Below are 15,295 nucleotides of genomic sequence, written 5' to 3'. Positions count from 1 at the left end.
GCTGTCCTTAATGGACTGCCTTTTTTATGTTTAATCAATCGTGCCGAACAGTCGTCCGATTTCGTCTTTCAAGTCATCCGGCAGCGGTGCTGTGACAGTGACGGGTTCTTTTGTGATCGGATGGGTGACATTGATTTCGATCGCGTGAAGAGCCTGCCTCGGAAAAAGCCCCTCTGAACCGCCGTATAAAGTGTCGCCAGACAAAGGATGGCCGATGCTTGCAAGGTGAACACGTATTTGGTGGGTTCGGCCTGTCTCCAGCTGCAGCCTGCATAGTGTAACATCGTGCCGGCTGTCATACTCTTTCGATTCAAAATGGGTCACGGCGGGCTGTCCGGAATCGGACACCCTTCTTCTGACGGGGTGGTACCTGTCTCTGCCGATCGGCGCCGAAATGGTTCCTGTTCTTTTTCTGAATTTCCCTTCCGCTACAGCTAGATATGTACGCGACAGTTCTTTTCTTTGCAGCTGTTCGTCTAAAAGGGCGTGGGCGAGGCGGTGCTTTGCAAAAACGACAGCGCCGCTCGTATCCTTATCAAGACGGTGGACGTGCCGGACTTTCCGCTCCTCGCCGTTCATTTGAAAATAAAACGCCACAAGGTTGCTCAGCGTGCCGATCTGGCCAGCTTCATTCGGATGTGTCGCCATTCCCGCCGGCTTATTGACAATGAGCATATGATCATCTTCAAACAGAACGGGAAGTTCCCCGTATTCAGGGACGATTCCGCTTTCTTCCTCCTCCCTGAGATCGATCATCACGCTGTCTCCGCTCTCAAGCCGAACGTTATGATCTACGGGTTTATGATTCACTTTAATTTTCTCGTTTGCGACCCAGTATTGAATGACAGGCTTCGATGCTTTCGCTTCTCTTTTTAGAAATGCAAATAAATGTTCGCCGTCATGCCGGCTGCCTGCACTAAAGATTAAGCCGTGGTTTTTTTGGTTCATTTTTACTGCTCCTTTCTGTAAAAAGCGTTCAGCCATTAGGAAACACTTACCTTCACAGCCCATTGTTTATGTATGATATTCTGATTGAAGAGATTTGAACAAGGGATGAAGGGTGATCAATTTGCGAATTGTAAAGGCAGCAACTGAAGAACAAGAAATTTATATAGAAGAGCTTGTATCAGAGCTGTATCAAATATTTCCATTGTACTTGAATAAACAAAAAATAAAAGAACTTAAAAAGCAGGGCATGCTTGAATTGAAAGAGGATGAATACAAAGGAACGCTCGATGAGGCGTTTCAGATTATGACAAGCCTGCAATTGATCCATGCCTTATTAACTAAGGCGAAGCGCCGGTGGATGCTGAAAGACCGTGATTTGTTCGATAAAAACTGCCGCAAGCTGAATGACTGCGGTTTGTACTTCCCTCTGACATCCGCCGACTTTCATATCGTGAATACCGAGAATAAAATGCTGATGTAAAATCGGCTTTTGCCTGAATTGAAAGAGCTTGTTCCGTTTTCGGAAAAGCTCTTCTTTTTATGAAAAGATGATATAAGAAATAAGCTGAAAACACAATGAAATGGTGCCAACTTCCTTTTTAGCATGTGCGCGACCTGTACATACTAACAATCGAAAGGGGTGCAGTCTATTGACGACAATCAGCAATGCAATGTCTAAGCAAGTGGCGACAATTTCTTCCAATCAAACGGTTCAAGAAGCGGCTGAGTTGATGAGCCGTCATAATATAGGGGCGATCCCGGTCGTAGATCAAGGCGTGTTAAAAGGAATGATCACAGACCGTGATATCACACTCAGAACGACAGCGGAAGGCCAGGATGGACAGACACCTGTTTCAAACGTGATGACAACAAATGTTGTTTCAGGGAATCCGAACATGAGCCTTGAAGAAGCATCACAGCTGATGGCTCAAAGTCAAATCCGCCGTCTGCCGATCGTCGATAACAACCATTTAGTCGGGATTTTGGCGCTCGGGGATCTGGCGGTAAACGAAATGTCCAACGAATCTGCCGGACAGGCGCTTACGAACATCTCCACTCCGGCACGGACTCAGTAAGAACCGGAAGAGCTTGCCTCTTACAGCAGGCTCTTCTTCATTTATACATACCGGTTTTTAGTGTCTTCTCTTTTCAAGGGGCGGCAAGAAGGATACAATGAATGGTGCAAACAGTCAAAAGGAGTTGGGCTAAAGCGCGATGATTAAAGCAGTGGTTTTTGATTTTGACGGTCTTATTTTAGATACAGAAACGCATGAATATGAAGTGCTCCAGGAAATTTTTGAAGAACACGGCTCAGAGCTGCCTATGTCGGTTTGGGGAAATGTCATCGGCACGGCCGCCGGATTCCAGCCGTTTTCTTATCTGGAGGAACAGCTGCAAAAAAAGCTGGACCATGAGCAATTGACGAAATTGAGGCAAGAGCGTTTTACGAAAAGAATGGAAAGCGAAAAAGCGCGTCCCGGTGTGGAAGCTTATTTGTCCGCGGCGAAAGAGCTCGGTTTAAAAATCGGCTTGGCGTCAAGCTCGGATTATAAATGGGTGTCTCAGCATTTGAAACAAATCGGCCTGTACGATGATTTCGAGTGCATCAGAACGGCCGATGATGTTGAGGAAGTCAAACCGAACCCGGAACTCTATTTAAAAGCGGCGGAGTGTCTCGGTGTGAATCCTGAGGAGTGCATTGCATTTGAAGATTCTGTCAACGGATCAGTCGCCGCGAAAAGAGCCGGAATGAAATGTGTGATTGTACCGAATAAAGTAACGAAAAGCCTGCTGTTCGAGCATTATGACCACCGTTTGGAATCAATGGCGGAAATGGAGCTGGAGCAGCTGATCGAAAAAATTTCCAATCCATCATAAAGAAGGCAGAGGAGGAATGGGACGTGTCTGAAAAACTGGATCTTTCCCGCTTTGAAAAAAAGATTGTCATCCGCAATATTGAAGAAAAAGATATCGACAGCATCATCGGGCTTCAAGAGCTATGTTTTCCGGGAATGATCCCATGGAAACGGGAACATCTGGAAAGCCATTTGGAACACTTCCCGGAAGGCCAGTTTTGCGCAGAGCTTGACGGAGAAGTCATCGGTTCCTGTTCAAGCCTGTTGATCAACTTTGATGAATATGATGACAGACACACATGGCAAGATATTACAGACGACGGGTATATTACGAATCACAATCCCGACGGTTTAAACATGTACGGGATCGAGGTCATGGTTCATCCTGAATACAGACGGATGAAGATCGGCCACCGTCTCTATGAAGCGCGTAAAGATCTGGCAAGGCGCTTGAATTTAAAGAGCATTATCATCGGCGGCAGGATTCCGAACTATCATAAGTACGCTTCCGAGATGACGCCGAGGGAGTATGTCGAACAAGTCATCCACCACCAGATCTATGATCCGGTTCTTTCGTTTCAACTGTTGAACGGATTTACGATGATGAGGATCAATCCGAACTATCTCCCGGATGACAGAGCATCAAGCAAATATGCGACATTGATGGAGTGGAATAATGTCGACTACTTGCCGCAGACGAAGCGCTATTACAAATCAGCTTTTCCGGTGAGAATCTGTGTGATTCAATATGAGATGAAGCAGATTCATTCCTTCGAGGAGTTTGCCAACCAAGTCGAATACTATGCAGACGTAGCTTCAGACGCGGGAGCGGATTTTGCCGTCTATCCCGAAATCTTTACGACGCAGCTGATGTCGTTTCTTGAAGAGCGTTCACCGAGCCTGGCTGTTCAGCGGATCACCGAATATACAGAAGACTATATCAGCCTGTTCACAGATCTTGCCGTTAAATACAATGTCAACATTATCGGCGGTTCCCACTTCGTTGAAGAAGAAGGGAAGATCTACAATATCGCTTACTTGTTCAGAAGGGACGGAACTATCGAAAAGCAATATAAGCTTCATATTACCCCGAATGAACGAAAATGGTGGGGCATCAGCAGGGGGGACGAGGTGCGCGTCTTTGACACAGACTGCGGCAAAATCGCGATCCAGATCTGCTATGACATCGAGTTCCCGGAGCTCGGCAGAATCGCAACCGAAAAAGGGGCCAAGATTATTTTCACCCCTTTCTGCACGGAAGACCGCCAAGGCTATTTGCGAGTCAGATACTGCGCTCAAGCAAGAGCGGTTGAAAATCAGGTGTACACGGTTATTTCCGGTACGGTCGGCAATCTGCCGCAAACCGAAAATATGGATATCCAATATGCACAATCCGCAATTTTTGCTCCTTCAGATTTTGAATTCGCAAGGGATGGAATCGTCGGAGAATGCAATCCGAACATTGAAATGGTGGTCATCGGCGATGTCGACCTGGAAATTCTCAGAAGGCAGCGGCAGGACGGAACCGTCCGGCAGCTCAAGGACAGACGCCATGACATCTACCGGATTCATTATCAAAAATAGCAGATTCGTGTGCCGGCCGTTTTAGGCCGGCTTTTTCATGTTGACTTTTATCTTTATTTTTCATATATTGTAACTATTAAAAGGAGGTGGAAAAGATGAATCAAACTGGTAAGCGTATGACAGATATGCAAGCTCATCTGTATATTTGTCGCGCGATTTTTTCCGGGGAATGCGTATTACGGGATCAGTCTGCCCTTTTTTACACATTCAATTGGAAAAAATACCAGTGAGAGACATCTGCCCACAATCGGATTTTTGATGCTGACGGCGGGGTGTAAGCTCTGCCGTCTTTTTTATGCTCGGTGTCTCTTTACGGAGTGCGGAGGAAAAAAAGATGATGATATGCAGTTTGCAACATGTCGGGCAAACATACGGAGGACATACGATTTTCAGCGGGCTGTCATGGGACCTGCACCAAGGGGAGCGAATCGGTCTGATCGGACGAAATGGGGAAGGAAAAACAACGTTGCTGAAGCTGATCGGCGGCCAAGCGAAACCTGATGAAGGCCTTGTGACTTGGAAAAAAGGATTATCAACGGGGCTCTTGGAGCAGAATCCCGCATGGGACGGCAGCCAAACGGTAAAAGAGCTGCTGTATGATGTTTTTTCGTCATTATGGGACACACAGCAGAAGCTTTCCCGGATTGAACGGCAATTGGCCGTTGAAAAAGACGAGGAAAAACTCAGTCTTCTATTGGAAAAGTACGGGGCTTTACAAGATGAATTTCAGCGGAAAGGCGGCTACGGCATCAGTGCGCAAATCGAACGGGTAGCGCACGGCTTAAATATCGAGCGGCTACTCGATGCCGAGTGGCGGGAGTTAAGCGGAGGAGAACGGACGAAAGCGGGTCTTGCCAGGCTTCTCTTGGCAGCTCCGGATCTGCTTTTACTGGATGAACCGACAAACCATTTGGATTTGACAGCGATCGAATGGCTGACGTCTTTTTTAAAGCAGTACAAAGGCACAGCAGTCATTGTATCGCATGATCGCTATTTCCTGGATGAAGCGGCCACCTCAATTCTTGAAATCGACCAGGGAGAGCTTCACTTTTCCAAAGGCAGCTATACACATTATGCCGATGAACGGGAAGAGCGCCTCATGAGAGAATTTCATGACTATCAGGATCAGCAGAAGAAAATCAAAAAAATGAAGGAAACGATCAAGCGGCTGAAGGAATGGGCGAATCGCGCCAATCCTCCGAATGATGGCCTGCACCGGCGAGCCAAAAGCATGGAAAAGGCTTTGGAGCGCATGGAGAAGGTGAAGAAACCCGTACTGGAACGCAAAAAGATCGATTTAGCTTTCAGCATGGATGAACGAAGCGGAAAAGATGTCGTCAGGCTTGAGGATGTCTGCAAAAGCTTCGGTGAGCGGTTGCTTTTTGACAATCTCAGTATGCATGTCCGTTTTCAGGAGCGCGCCGCCATCGTCGGAGAGAACGGCAGCGGCAAAACGACGCTGCTCAACATCATTAGCGGAAAGGAAACACCGGACAGCGGTGACGTGCAGCTTGGCAGCAATTTATCGGCCGCATATCTGACGCAGCATGTCGGCGAAATGGAGGAAGAGCGCACGGTTTTAGCCGAATTCCGTGAACATGTTTCTGCATCAGAAGGCGAAGCCAGAATGTTGCTTGCAAAGTTTTTGTTTTTCGGCCAATCCGTCTTTCAAAAAGTGAAAAATTTAAGCGGAGGCGAACGGATGCGGCTTCGCTTGGCCCAGCTCGTTCACCAAAACCATAATGTGCTGATCCTCGATGAGCCGACAAACCATTTGGACATCGAATCGAAGGAGATGCTTGAAGAAGCATTAAGCCAATTTCAAGGGACGATTATCGCGGTTTCGCACGACAGATACTTTCTTGACCGGCTTTTCAATGTCACCTGGTGGCTTGACGGCAGAAAACTCGTCAAGTATGAAGGGAACTATACATTCGCAAGAGAGAAGCGGCGGCAGGGTTGACACATTTTTATCACATTTGATAGGATATTGCTACAGTTATAGAAGGCAAAAGCAATGGAATGTATGCACGGACTGTATATATTCTCTTTCGATATCTTAATTCTGCTTGATTTTGTTGTATGGGTATGCATACAAGTTAGGCAGCATTCAAACGCCTGGTTGACACAGGTTATTTGAGTGCTGCCTTTTTTTATTGTCTTTCTGCCATAACTGTGAGAAAAGAAGAAATAATGGAGGTTTTAGTATGGCTTTTCGAAAACCGGATGAAATAGCGGATGCGGCAATTGAAGCAGGAATGAAAAAAATACAGCTCCCGCTGCCGTCACTGCTTGTATTGGGGTTTTTAGGCGGCGCATTTATCGCGCTTGGGTACTTGCTTGATATCAGGGTAATCGGCGACCTGCCGAAAGAATGGGGAAGCCTGTCCAGCCTGATCGGAGCTGCCGTATTTCCTGTCGGTCTGATCCTTGTGGTGCTCGCTGGCGCTGAATTGATCACAGGGAATATGATGTCCGTTGCGATGGCTTTATTTTCAAGAAAAATATCACTGAAACAATTGGCGGTTAACTGGGGAATCGTTACGATTATGAACTTAATCGGGGCACTGTTTGTTGCTTACTTTTTCGGACATTTGGTTGGATTGACTGAAACAGGCCCTTATTTAGAAAAAACGATCGCCGTTGCACAAGGGAAACTCGAAATGAGCTTCGGCAAGGTTCTCATTTCCGGCATCGGCTGTAACTGGCTTGTATGTCTTGCGGTATGGCTTTCTTTCGGCGCGCAAGACGGAGCAGGGAAGATCCTTGGCATCTGGTTCCCAATTATGGCTTTTGTCGCAATCGGATTTCAGCACGTTGTCGCCAACATGTTTGTGATTCCCGCAGCCATTTTTGCAGGCTCGTTCACATGGGGGCAGTTTATCGGAAACATCATTCCGGCTTTTATCGGCAATGTCATTGGCGGATCCGTGTTCGTCGGTCTCATTTATTTTATTGGATACTACAAGAAAGACCGCTCCAGAAAAGAAATGAAGCGGGTATCATAAACAAAGGGCAAACATACAAATGCCGTCCGTTTTTGGAAAAAGATGATGATGAAATGGGATTAGGCGGGTGTACTTCAAAGTAAGAAAAAAGCAACGGAGCTGAACAGCATGACAATGAGACAGCAGAATGTGATACACAAGGAAAAGCTCATGGCTCATTCAGCCTGTGGAAGAATTCGTGTCCTTCCTTAACCAATGCTTATCGCACCTATTAAAATCGGAATAGACGGACATCCGCAACTCCCCGCAGGCAGTAGAGACAATGTATGTCTTCTTTTGTCTGCGGTTTTTATTTGCCCGCGGCAGAAAAAATGATGCCCTTTGAAAGGACAGTGAAAAAGACAGTTGCATTCGCCTAAACCAGCAAGACCGAAAGGCTGCCGGTCATATAAAAATCCTGAAACATGCCCATTGCTTGAGCACTGCCAAGATCAAAGAACCGCCAGAAAGTCATCATCCGACATGTACGGGAGGCCCGCAAAATCGTTTGTCTGTTTCAGGGGAAACGGAATGTGAGTGAACAAGTTCTCCTTACAGCCGCATCCCAGTACATGAAGAAGATTGCCGCATACCTAGCCAAGCAGGGCCGGGTATGCGGGATCTCTTTTACTGCAAACGGGCTGGAAACACCGTTGAAAACAAACGGAATTTTCTATATGATTGATAGTATTAATGAGAACGGTTATACATAAAAAGAAGGTGCATCATGGAGTTTGTGCTTGTTTTACTGCCGGTTTTCGGGATATTTGCGATCGGGTTCATCGGACAAAAGCTGCTTCATTTTGATATTCAGAACCTATCTAAAATGTCCCTGTATTTAATGTCTCCGTTTTTAGCGTTTGATACGTTTTATGAGAACAAGCTGACGATGGATTATATCTATATGTCTGTCTATTGTCTCGGCCTCTGTTTCATTTTGATTCTATTTGTCTACCTCATTTCATATGTTCACGGGTATTCCAATCAGGAGCGATGCGCTCTCGTTTTATCATCCGCTTTCATGAATAACGGAAACTACGGCACTCCCGTCGTCCTGCTTGTCTACGGCACGGCCGGGCTTGATATCGCCGTTGTGCTGATGGTGCTTCAGCAGCTTGTCATGAGCACGATCGGCATATATTATGCAGCGAAAGGAAGCCCTGAAGCGGGCGGATTTAAAATTGTGATGACAAGGGTTATCCGGATGCCGGTCGCATACGGTGCGCTGCTCGGCATATGCTTTCAGCTGGGGCATATTTCGATTCCCGAACAGTTAATGACGGGAATTAAATTGGTGGGGGACGCCGCGATTCCGACGATTATGATTATTCTCGGCATGCAGCTTGCGGTGATTTCCTTTCAACATATCGAATACCGGAAAATTTCTTACTCGCTTTTGCTGAAACTATTCGTGTCTCCGCTCATTGCCTTGGGGTTTGCGCTGATTCTTCCCGTCGACGGGCTGGTTAAACAGATCATGGTGTTGGCGGCGGCCATGCCGACAGCGGCGAATACGACTTTGATGGCGGTTCAGTTTGAAACAAAGCCGGAAATCGTTTCAAGCGCGACGTTTATCAGTACAATGCTCAGCATCGTCACCCTTCCGGTCGTGCTGTGGCTGCTTTCATTATGGGGCTGACCTCTTTTTTCGGTCAAAACCAAAAAACGGCGGCTGATGACTGGCAAGCCGCCGTTCCCCAGAGGTTACCCGCCTATTTGCAATGCGATATTTCCAAACTGCTCCCCGTCTTTCATCCGTTTAAAGGCTGCAACCGCTTCTGATAAAGGAAACACTTGATCAAGCACCGGCTTAAGGGAATGGCGTTCGATAAAATCAATCATTTGCCGAAATTCTTCGAGGCTGCCCATCGAAGTGCCGATGATGCTGATCTGCGGGAAAAAGAGCGAGCGCAGCGGAAGCTGGATGCTGTCTCCCGAGCTGGCGCCGAAATTGATGATCCTTCCGTTCGGCTTGATGACATCGAAATAATTCGCAAAAGTTGCCGGACCGATGCTGTCGAGGATTAAATCAACCCGTTCCCCGCCCAAGCTTTCTTTCCACAGACCGCGGCTTTCAATTGCGAGATCCGCCCCATAGCGGAGCGCTTCTTTTCTTTTTTCTTCGCTTCGGGAGGTTACAGTCACCCGCGCGCCTGCTGCCTTTGCCATGAGCACTGCGTTTGTGGCGACGCCTCCGCCGACTCCCGGTATTAAGATGTGTTCGCCTTTTTTTAAATTTCCTTTCGTAAATAAAGCCCTGTAAGCGGTCAGAGCGGATAAAGGCAGGACGCCTGCTTCCTCCCAGGAAAGGTGCGCCGGTTTTTTCAACACGTGCTTCGCCGGGACGATGACATGGTCTGCGAAGGTTCCGTCAGATGGGCCGCCGAGAATGTCGGGTACTTGCGGAACAGAATCCGTATATTCCCAGCCGATGCTCGGATTGATGATCACCTCTGTATGAACGGCGAGGCCCTGAACGCCTTCGCCTGTCTCTTCGATCGTGCCAGCTCCGTCGGAGCCGGGTATAAATGGGGCATCACCCGCCTCCCTGGATTGAAAAAGGAACAAGTCACGGTGGTTCAGCCCGGCCGCTTTCAGTCTGATTTTGACTTCACCCGGACCGGGCGTTTTGTCGGAAACGTCTGTATATTTCAGTCCCGAAAGGCCCTTGATTCCTTCATGGATGATCGCTTTCATAAAAAATTCCCCCATTCGAGTTGGTTGTGTTAAATTATGGACATGACTGAAGGTAAATGTAAAATGATTTGCCCGGGCACTGTGAGAGGCTTCTGTTTATAAAGGATTGCAATGAGGCGGAAATTCCATTAGTGTAATACAGAAGCAAGATAGCAAGTGAAGGAGATGGAACATGAGTTTTCACGATCAACAAATTTTACCTGCGGTACGTAATATGAAGCAGTTTGATACATTCCTGGACAGCCCGTTTTCATACGGGGTCCTGCTTGACATCCACCTTGGACAGCTGGGAGGCGTCATCAGCGCGGCCAGATCCCATGGGAAAAAAATGTTTGTGCACGTCGATCTGATCCAAGGAATTAAGCATGATGAATACGGTGCGGAATTCATTTGCCAGGAAATGAAGCCGGCGGGCATTCTCTCTACAAGATCAAGCGTTATCGCAAAAGCAAAGCAGAAGAAAGTGTATGCGATCCAACGCATGTTTTTAATAGACACAAGCGCCATGAAGAAGAGTATTGAATTGGTGAAAAAGCACAGACCCGACTATATAGAAGTGCTTCCCGGAGTGGTGCCGGAACTGATCAAGGAAGTCAAAGAAATAACCGGCATTCCGATCTTTGCGGGCGGGTTTATCCGTACCGAAAAAGACGTCGAGCAGGCGCTTGCAGCAGGGGCATCCGCAGTCACCACCTCAGACACTGATCTATGGAAAAAATACTGGAAGTAAAAATTTAAAATGTGAAAAATTATTGACAACGCTTTCACTATACGATACGATCTTACTAAGTTAATACATTGTGACGGAGACCCGGAGACCACAGCAGTTCTTTACTCAGTATGATGTAAAGAAAGTTTGCTGTGTTTTTTTATGGTCTTTTAGACACAGTGAAGAAGGTGAACCCATGGTGTTCATCTTAGAATAACACTTCATAATAGATTTTAGGAGGGATAGCCTTGACAGCATTTTGGGGGGAAGTTATCGGAACGATGCTGCTCATCGTCTTTGGAGCTGGAGTTTGTGCAGGAGTTAATTTGAAAAAATCGCTGTCCCATCAATCCGGATGGATTGTGATCGTCTTCGGCTGGGGGCTTGGCGTGGCCATGGCGGTATATGCCGTCGGCGGCATCAGCGGAGCGCATTTAAATCCCGCCGTTACATTGGGGCTGGCATTTGTCGGAGATTTTCCTTGGAAAGAAGTGCCTTCCTATATTTTGGGACAGATGATCGGCGCATTTTTAGGAGCGGTGCTCGTTTTTCTTCACTACTTGCCGCACTGGAAAGAAACCGAAGATCAAGGCGCGAAGCTGGGAGTATTTTCGACAGGGCCGGCGATTCCAAATACATTTGCAAACCTGTTCAGTGAAACATTGGGGACTTTTGTTCTCGTTCTCGGACTTTTAGCGATCGGTGCAAACAAGTTTACTGACGGACTGAATCCGCTCGTTGTCGGATTTCTGATCGTGGCGATCGGGCTCTCGCTCGGCGGAACAACAGGCTATGCGATTAACCCTGCCCGCGATTTGGGGCCGAGAATCGCCCACTTTGTCCTTCCGATTGCAGGCAAAGGAAGTTCAAATTGGAAGTACGCGTGGATTCCTGTTTTAGGACCGGCGCTCGGCGGTTCATTTGCAGGCGTTTTTTACAACGCCGCATTCAAAGGGCACATCACCAACACATTTTGGATTGTAAGCGTTATACTAGTTGTGATATTGTTAGGTTTCTATATTCATATGAAAAAACAATCGGTTGATCAATCGGTCAACATTTAAAAAAAAACGCAAATCTTAACAGACATATAAGGGGGAGTTTCCAAAAATGGAAAAATACATTTTGTCTCTTGATCAAGGCACCACAAGCACAAGGGCGATTGTTTTCAACAAAGCAGGCGAAATTGTCCATATTGCGCAAAAAGAATTTCAGCAATATTTTCCAAACCCCGGCTGGGTTGAACACAATGCAAATGAAATCTGGGGCTCGGTTCTGTCGGTGATCGCTTCTGCGCTTTCAGAATCGGGAATCGAAGCCGCGCAAATTGCCGGAATCGGGATCACCAACCAGCGGGAAACGACCGTTGTTTGGGATAAACATACCGGTAAACCGGTCTACAATGCGATTGTGTGGCAGTCCCGCCAATCGGCGGAAATATGTCAGGAATTGAGAGAACAAGGCTATGAAGAAACGATCAGAGAAAAAACAGGCCTTTTAATCGATCCTTATTTTTCAGGCACGAAGGTGAAATGGATTTTGGATCATGTGGAAGGGGCACGGGAGAAAGCGGAAAACGGCGACCTTCTCTTCGGTACGATCGATTCTTGGCTGATCTGGAAAATGTCCGGCGGAAAAGCGCATGTGACAGATTATTCAAACGCCTCAAGAACACTGATGTTCAACATCTATGACCTCAAATGGGATGATGAACTTCTCGATATTCTCGGCGTACCGAAATCGATGCTTCCTGAAGTCAAGCCTTCATCGCATGTATACGCTGAAACGGTCGATTATCATTTCTTCGGCAAAAACATTCCGATTGCAGGTGCAGCCGGCGACCAGCAGGCAGCATTGTTCGGGCAGGCTTGCTTTGAAGAGGGAATGGTTAAGAACACGTATGGAACAGGCTGCTTTATGCTGATGAACACCGGCGAGAAAGCGATCAAATCAGAGCACGGCCTGCTGACGACAATCGCTTGGGGCATCGACGGAAAGGTGGAATATGCGCTGGAAGGCAGCGTCTTCGTCGCTGGTTCCGCTATTCAATGGCTCCGTGATGGGCTGAGAATGTTTAAGGACGCCAAAGAAAGTGAAAAATACGCTGTAAGAACAGAATCTGCCGATGGTGTTTATGTGGTTCCTGCATTTGTAGGTTTAGGCACGCCTTATTGGGACAGCGATGTCCGCGGCGCTGTATTCGGACTGACCCGGGGTACGACGAAAGAGCATTTTGTTAGAGCAACGCTTGAAGCGCTTGCCTATCAAACGAAAGATGTTCTTGACGCAATGATGGAAGACTCCGGGATCTCGGTGAAAACGCTGAGAGTCGACGGCGGAGCTGTCAAAAACAACTTCCTGATGGATTTTCAGGGCGACATTTTGGATGTCCCTGTAGAACGTCCTGAAATCAATGAAACAACCGCGCTCGGTTCAGCCTATTTAGCGGGTCTTGCTGTCGGCTTCTGGAGTGATCGTTCCGAGATCAAAGACCAGTGGCAGCTTGACAAACGTTTTGAACCGAAAATGGAAGAAAAAGAGCGTGAGAGTCTGTACAGCGGGTGGAAGAAAGCTGTAAATGCAGCTAGGGCTTTTAAATAAGCCGCATGTATGTTACAATCTAATTAAGTTAATAGAAACGGTTGGAGAAGAGGAGAGACCGCAGGCACCAAAGCAGTATCAGCGCTTTGGATGTTTGTGGTCTCTTTTTCTATTTTTTTACCGTGACAACAAGGGAGGACATGAACATGGAATCATTATTTTCAAGCCGCAAACGGGACGATATTTTACAGAATATGACGAAGCAGAAGTATGACGTGTTTATTATCGGCGGAGGTATTACAGGCGCAGGGACGGCATTGGACGCCGCATCGCGCGGAATGAAAACGGCGCTTTGCGAAATGCAGGACTTTGCGGCCGGAACGTCAAGCCGCTCCACGAAACTCGTACACGGCGGACTTCGCTATTTAAAGCAATTTGAAGTGAAAATGGTAGCCGAGGTCGGCAAAGAGCGGGCGATCGTCTATGAAAACGGTCCGCACGTGACAACGCCTGAATGGATGCTGCTTCCGATGCATAAGGGAGGCACTTTCGGCAAATTCAGCACTTCAATCGGACTGCGAGTGTACGACTTTTTAGCAGGTGTCAAAAAAGCTGAGCGGAGGAGCATGCTGAATGCCGAGGAAACGCTTCAAAAAGAGCCGCTCGTGAAAAAGAACGGCCTGAAAGGCGGCGGCTATTATGTCGAATACCGGACGGATGACGCCAGGTTGACGATCGAAGTCATGAAAGAAGCGGTTAAATTCGGAGCCGAGGCCGTCAATTATGCGAAAGTAAGCGATTTTATTTATGAAAACGGCAAGGTCACCGGCGTGGTCATTGAAGACGTCTTCACGAAAAAAACGTACCGTGTCCACGCGAAAAAAATCGTCAATGCCGCGGGTCCGTGGGTTGACCGTCTGCGGGAAAAAGACCATTCAAAAGAAGGCAAACACCTTCAGCATACAAAAGGCGTGCATCTTGTTTTTGATCAATCGGTCTTTCCTTTAAAACAAGCCGTTTATTTTGATACGCCCGACGGCCGCATGGTGTTCGCGATTCCGAGAGACGGAAAGGCATATGTCGGCACAACGGACACCGTCTACAACGAGGATCTGGAACACCCTCGAATGACGACTGCAGACAGGGATTATGTCATTAATGCAATCAACTATATGTTCCCTGAACTGGGAATCAAGGCCGAAGATGTCGAATCAAGCTGGGCGGGGCTCAGACCGCTGATTCATGAAGAAGGAAAAGACCCGTCCGAGATTTCCCGGAAAGATGAGATCTGGACTTCTGAATCCGGACTGATCACGATTGCCGGCGGAAAGCTGACCGGCTACAGAAAAATGGCTGAGCATATCGTCGATCTTGTCAGAGACCGATTAAAAGAAGAGGGCGGCAGAGACTTCGGTCCTTGCAGAACAAAAACGATGCCGATCTCAGGCGGCCATATCGGCGGCTCCAAAAATCTGGAGGATTTTATTCAAGTGAAAGCAGCCGAAGGGATCAAAGCCGGACTGTCCGAAGAGACGGCAAAACAGATCGCCGCACGATACGGTTCAAACGCAGACCGCCTGTTTGATCGTGTCCCATCCCTGAAAGATGAAGCAGCAGACCGCCGCATTCCTGTCCATGTACTGGCAGAAATGGATTACGGGATCGAGGAAGAAATGGCTGCCGTCCCGGCAGACTTCTTCGTCCGCAGAACGGGTGCGCTGTTCTTTGATATCAATTGGGTCCGCACTTACAAAGACAGCCTTACCGACTACATGAGCGAGAAGCTGAACTGGGATGGCGAAACGAAGGCCCGGCATGTCCAAGCATTGGAAGGACTTCTTCACGACGCTGTTGTCCCGCTGGAAAGCAGATGATGTATCGGGTCAAATGCCCTTGATGAATTTTCTTTAAAAATCAACCGAATGGCCTAACGTGAGGCTGTCTTGATCAGGCAGCCTCATTTTTTTCGTTCG

At 47.6% G+C, this 15,295-nt stretch carries 14 protein-coding genes; 12 read left to right on the top strand and 2 right to left on the bottom strand.

Going from position 1 to position 15,295, the window contains the following annotated elements:
- Positions 1-30 precede the first annotated feature (30 nt).
- Positions 31-948, bottom strand: a complete 918-nt coding sequence (locus M1E06_RS16570) for an RluA family pseudouridine synthase (protein WP_023856494.1) — start codon at positions 946-948, stop codon at positions 31-33.
- Between the two features lie 112 nt (positions 949-1,060).
- Here M1E06_RS16570 and M1E06_RS16565 point away from each other — a divergent pair, with 112 nt between their 5' ends.
- The 8 genes from M1E06_RS16565 (at position 1,061) to M1E06_RS16530 (ending at position 9,014) form a co-directional block, all read left to right on the top strand.
- The gene (locus M1E06_RS16565; protein WP_026579999.1) at positions 1,061-1,429 is read left to right on the top strand and encodes a DUF5365 family protein; all 369 of its coding nucleotides are present in this window, start codon (positions 1,061-1,063) and stop codon (positions 1,427-1,429) included.
- 190 nt (positions 1,430-1,619) lie between these two features.
- On the top strand, positions 1,620-2,024 hold the full coding sequence (locus M1E06_RS16560; RefSeq protein ID WP_373367315.1) for a CBS domain-containing protein: 405 nt from the start codon (positions 1,620-1,622) through the stop codon (positions 2,022-2,024).
- Positions 2,025-2,163: 139 nt separating this feature from the next.
- Positions 2,164-2,826, top strand: a complete 663-nt coding sequence (locus tag M1E06_RS16555) for an HAD family hydrolase (RefSeq protein WP_035339121.1) — start codon at positions 2,164-2,166, stop codon at positions 2,824-2,826.
- A 23-nt stretch (positions 2,827-2,849) separates the two neighbouring features.
- Complete coding sequence (locus M1E06_RS16550) at positions 2,850-4,388, top strand: bifunctional GNAT family N-acetyltransferase/carbon-nitrogen hydrolase family protein (protein ID WP_020450701.1); 1,539 nt, start codon at positions 2,850-2,852, stop codon at positions 4,386-4,388.
- A gap of 334 nt (positions 4,389-4,722) precedes the next feature.
- A complete protein-coding gene (gene abc-f / locus M1E06_RS16545; protein WP_095289869.1) occupies positions 4,723-6,351 on the top strand; it encodes a ribosomal protection-like ABC-F family protein in 1,629 nt (542 codons plus the stop codon).
- A gap of 244 nt (positions 6,352-6,595) precedes the next feature.
- Entirely contained in the window at positions 6,596-7,396 is an 801-nt protein-coding gene (locus M1E06_RS16540) for a formate/nitrite transporter family protein (protein WP_023856499.1), read from the top strand.
- A 512-nt stretch (positions 7,397-7,908) separates the two neighbouring features.
- Entirely contained in the window at positions 7,909-8,088 is a 180-nt protein-coding gene (locus tag M1E06_RS16535) for a hypothetical protein (RefSeq protein ID WP_023856501.1), read from the top strand.
- A 14-nt stretch (positions 8,089-8,102) separates the two neighbouring features.
- Positions 8,103-9,014: an AEC family transporter gene (locus M1E06_RS16530; RefSeq protein ID WP_020450706.1), complete on the top strand. Its 912-nt coding sequence runs from the start codon at positions 8,103-8,105 to the stop codon at positions 9,012-9,014.
- Positions 9,015-9,079: 65 nt separating this feature from the next.
- On the opposite strand, the gene M1E06_RS16525 is transcribed toward M1E06_RS16530, so the two are convergent.
- Positions 9,080-10,072 carry a quinone oxidoreductase family protein gene (locus M1E06_RS16525; RefSeq protein WP_216904215.1) on the bottom strand — a complete coding sequence of 331 codons (993 nt, stop codon included), beginning with the start codon at positions 10,070-10,072 and terminating at the stop codon, positions 9,080-9,082.
- A gap of 172 nt (positions 10,073-10,244) precedes the next feature.
- Between M1E06_RS16525 and M1E06_RS16520 the strand changes: the two genes are divergently transcribed.
- The 4 genes from M1E06_RS16520 (at position 10,245) to glpD (ending at position 15,196) form a co-directional block, all read left to right on the top strand.
- Positions 10,245-10,802, top strand: coding sequence for a glycerol-3-phosphate responsive antiterminator (locus M1E06_RS16520; protein WP_026579996.1), 558 nt, complete (start codon positions 10,245-10,247; stop codon positions 10,800-10,802).
- Positions 10,803-11,029: 227 nt separating this feature from the next.
- A complete protein-coding gene (locus tag M1E06_RS16515) occupies positions 11,030-11,845 on the top strand; it encodes an MIP/aquaporin family protein (protein ID WP_020450709.1) in 816 nt (271 codons plus the stop codon).
- Between the two features lie 46 nt (positions 11,846-11,891).
- Positions 11,892-13,382, top strand: coding sequence for a glycerol kinase GlpK (glpK, locus tag M1E06_RS16510; RefSeq protein WP_020450710.1), 1,491 nt, complete (start codon positions 11,892-11,894; stop codon positions 13,380-13,382).
- A gap of 146 nt (positions 13,383-13,528) precedes the next feature.
- Positions 13,529-15,196 carry a glycerol-3-phosphate dehydrogenase gene (glpD, locus tag M1E06_RS16505; RefSeq protein WP_020450711.1) on the top strand — a complete coding sequence of 556 codons (1,668 nt, stop codon included), beginning with the start codon at positions 13,529-13,531 and terminating at the stop codon, positions 15,194-15,196.
- The last annotated feature ends 99 nt before the right edge of the window (positions 15,197-15,295 follow it).

This window comes from Bacillus sp. AK124 (assembly GCF_053903085.1).
Note: the sequence above shows the minus strand (reverse complement) of the source record. Positions and strands in the feature narration are given on the sequence as shown.

What these genes read in the sequence shown, in the direction of transcription:
- M1E06_RS16570 (WP_023856494.1), bottom strand. Translation starts at nt 948, where the DNA reads ATGAACCAAAAAAACCACGGCTTAATCTTTAGTGCAGGCAGCCGGCAT.
- M1E06_RS16560 (WP_373367315.1), top strand. Translation starts at nt 1,620, where the DNA reads ATGTCTAAGCAAGTGGCGACAATTTCTTCCAATCAAACGGTTCAAGAA.
- M1E06_RS16555 (WP_035339121.1), top strand. Translation starts at nt 2,164, where the DNA reads ATGATTAAAGCAGTGGTTTTTGATTTTGACGGTCTTATTTTAGATACA.
- abc-f (WP_095289869.1), top strand. Translation starts at nt 4,723, where the DNA reads ATGATGATATGCAGTTTGCAACATGTCGGGCAAACATACGGAGGACAT.
- M1E06_RS16540 (WP_023856499.1), top strand. Translation starts at nt 6,596, where the DNA reads ATGGCTTTTCGAAAACCGGATGAAATAGCGGATGCGGCAATTGAAGCA.
- M1E06_RS16530 (WP_020450706.1), top strand. Translation starts at nt 8,103, where the DNA reads ATGGAGTTTGTGCTTGTTTTACTGCCGGTTTTCGGGATATTTGCGATC.
- M1E06_RS16525 (WP_216904215.1), bottom strand. Translation starts at nt 10,072, where the DNA reads ATGAAAGCGATCATCCATGAAGGAATCAAGGGCCTTTCGGGACTGAAA.
- M1E06_RS16520 (WP_026579996.1), top strand. Translation starts at nt 10,245, where the DNA reads ATGAGTTTTCACGATCAACAAATTTTACCTGCGGTACGTAATATGAAG.
- glpK (WP_020450710.1), top strand. Translation starts at nt 11,892, where the DNA reads ATGGAAAAATACATTTTGTCTCTTGATCAAGGCACCACAAGCACAAGG.
- glpD (WP_020450711.1), top strand. Translation starts at nt 13,529, where the DNA reads ATGGAATCATTATTTTCAAGCCGCAAACGGGACGATATTTTACAGAAT.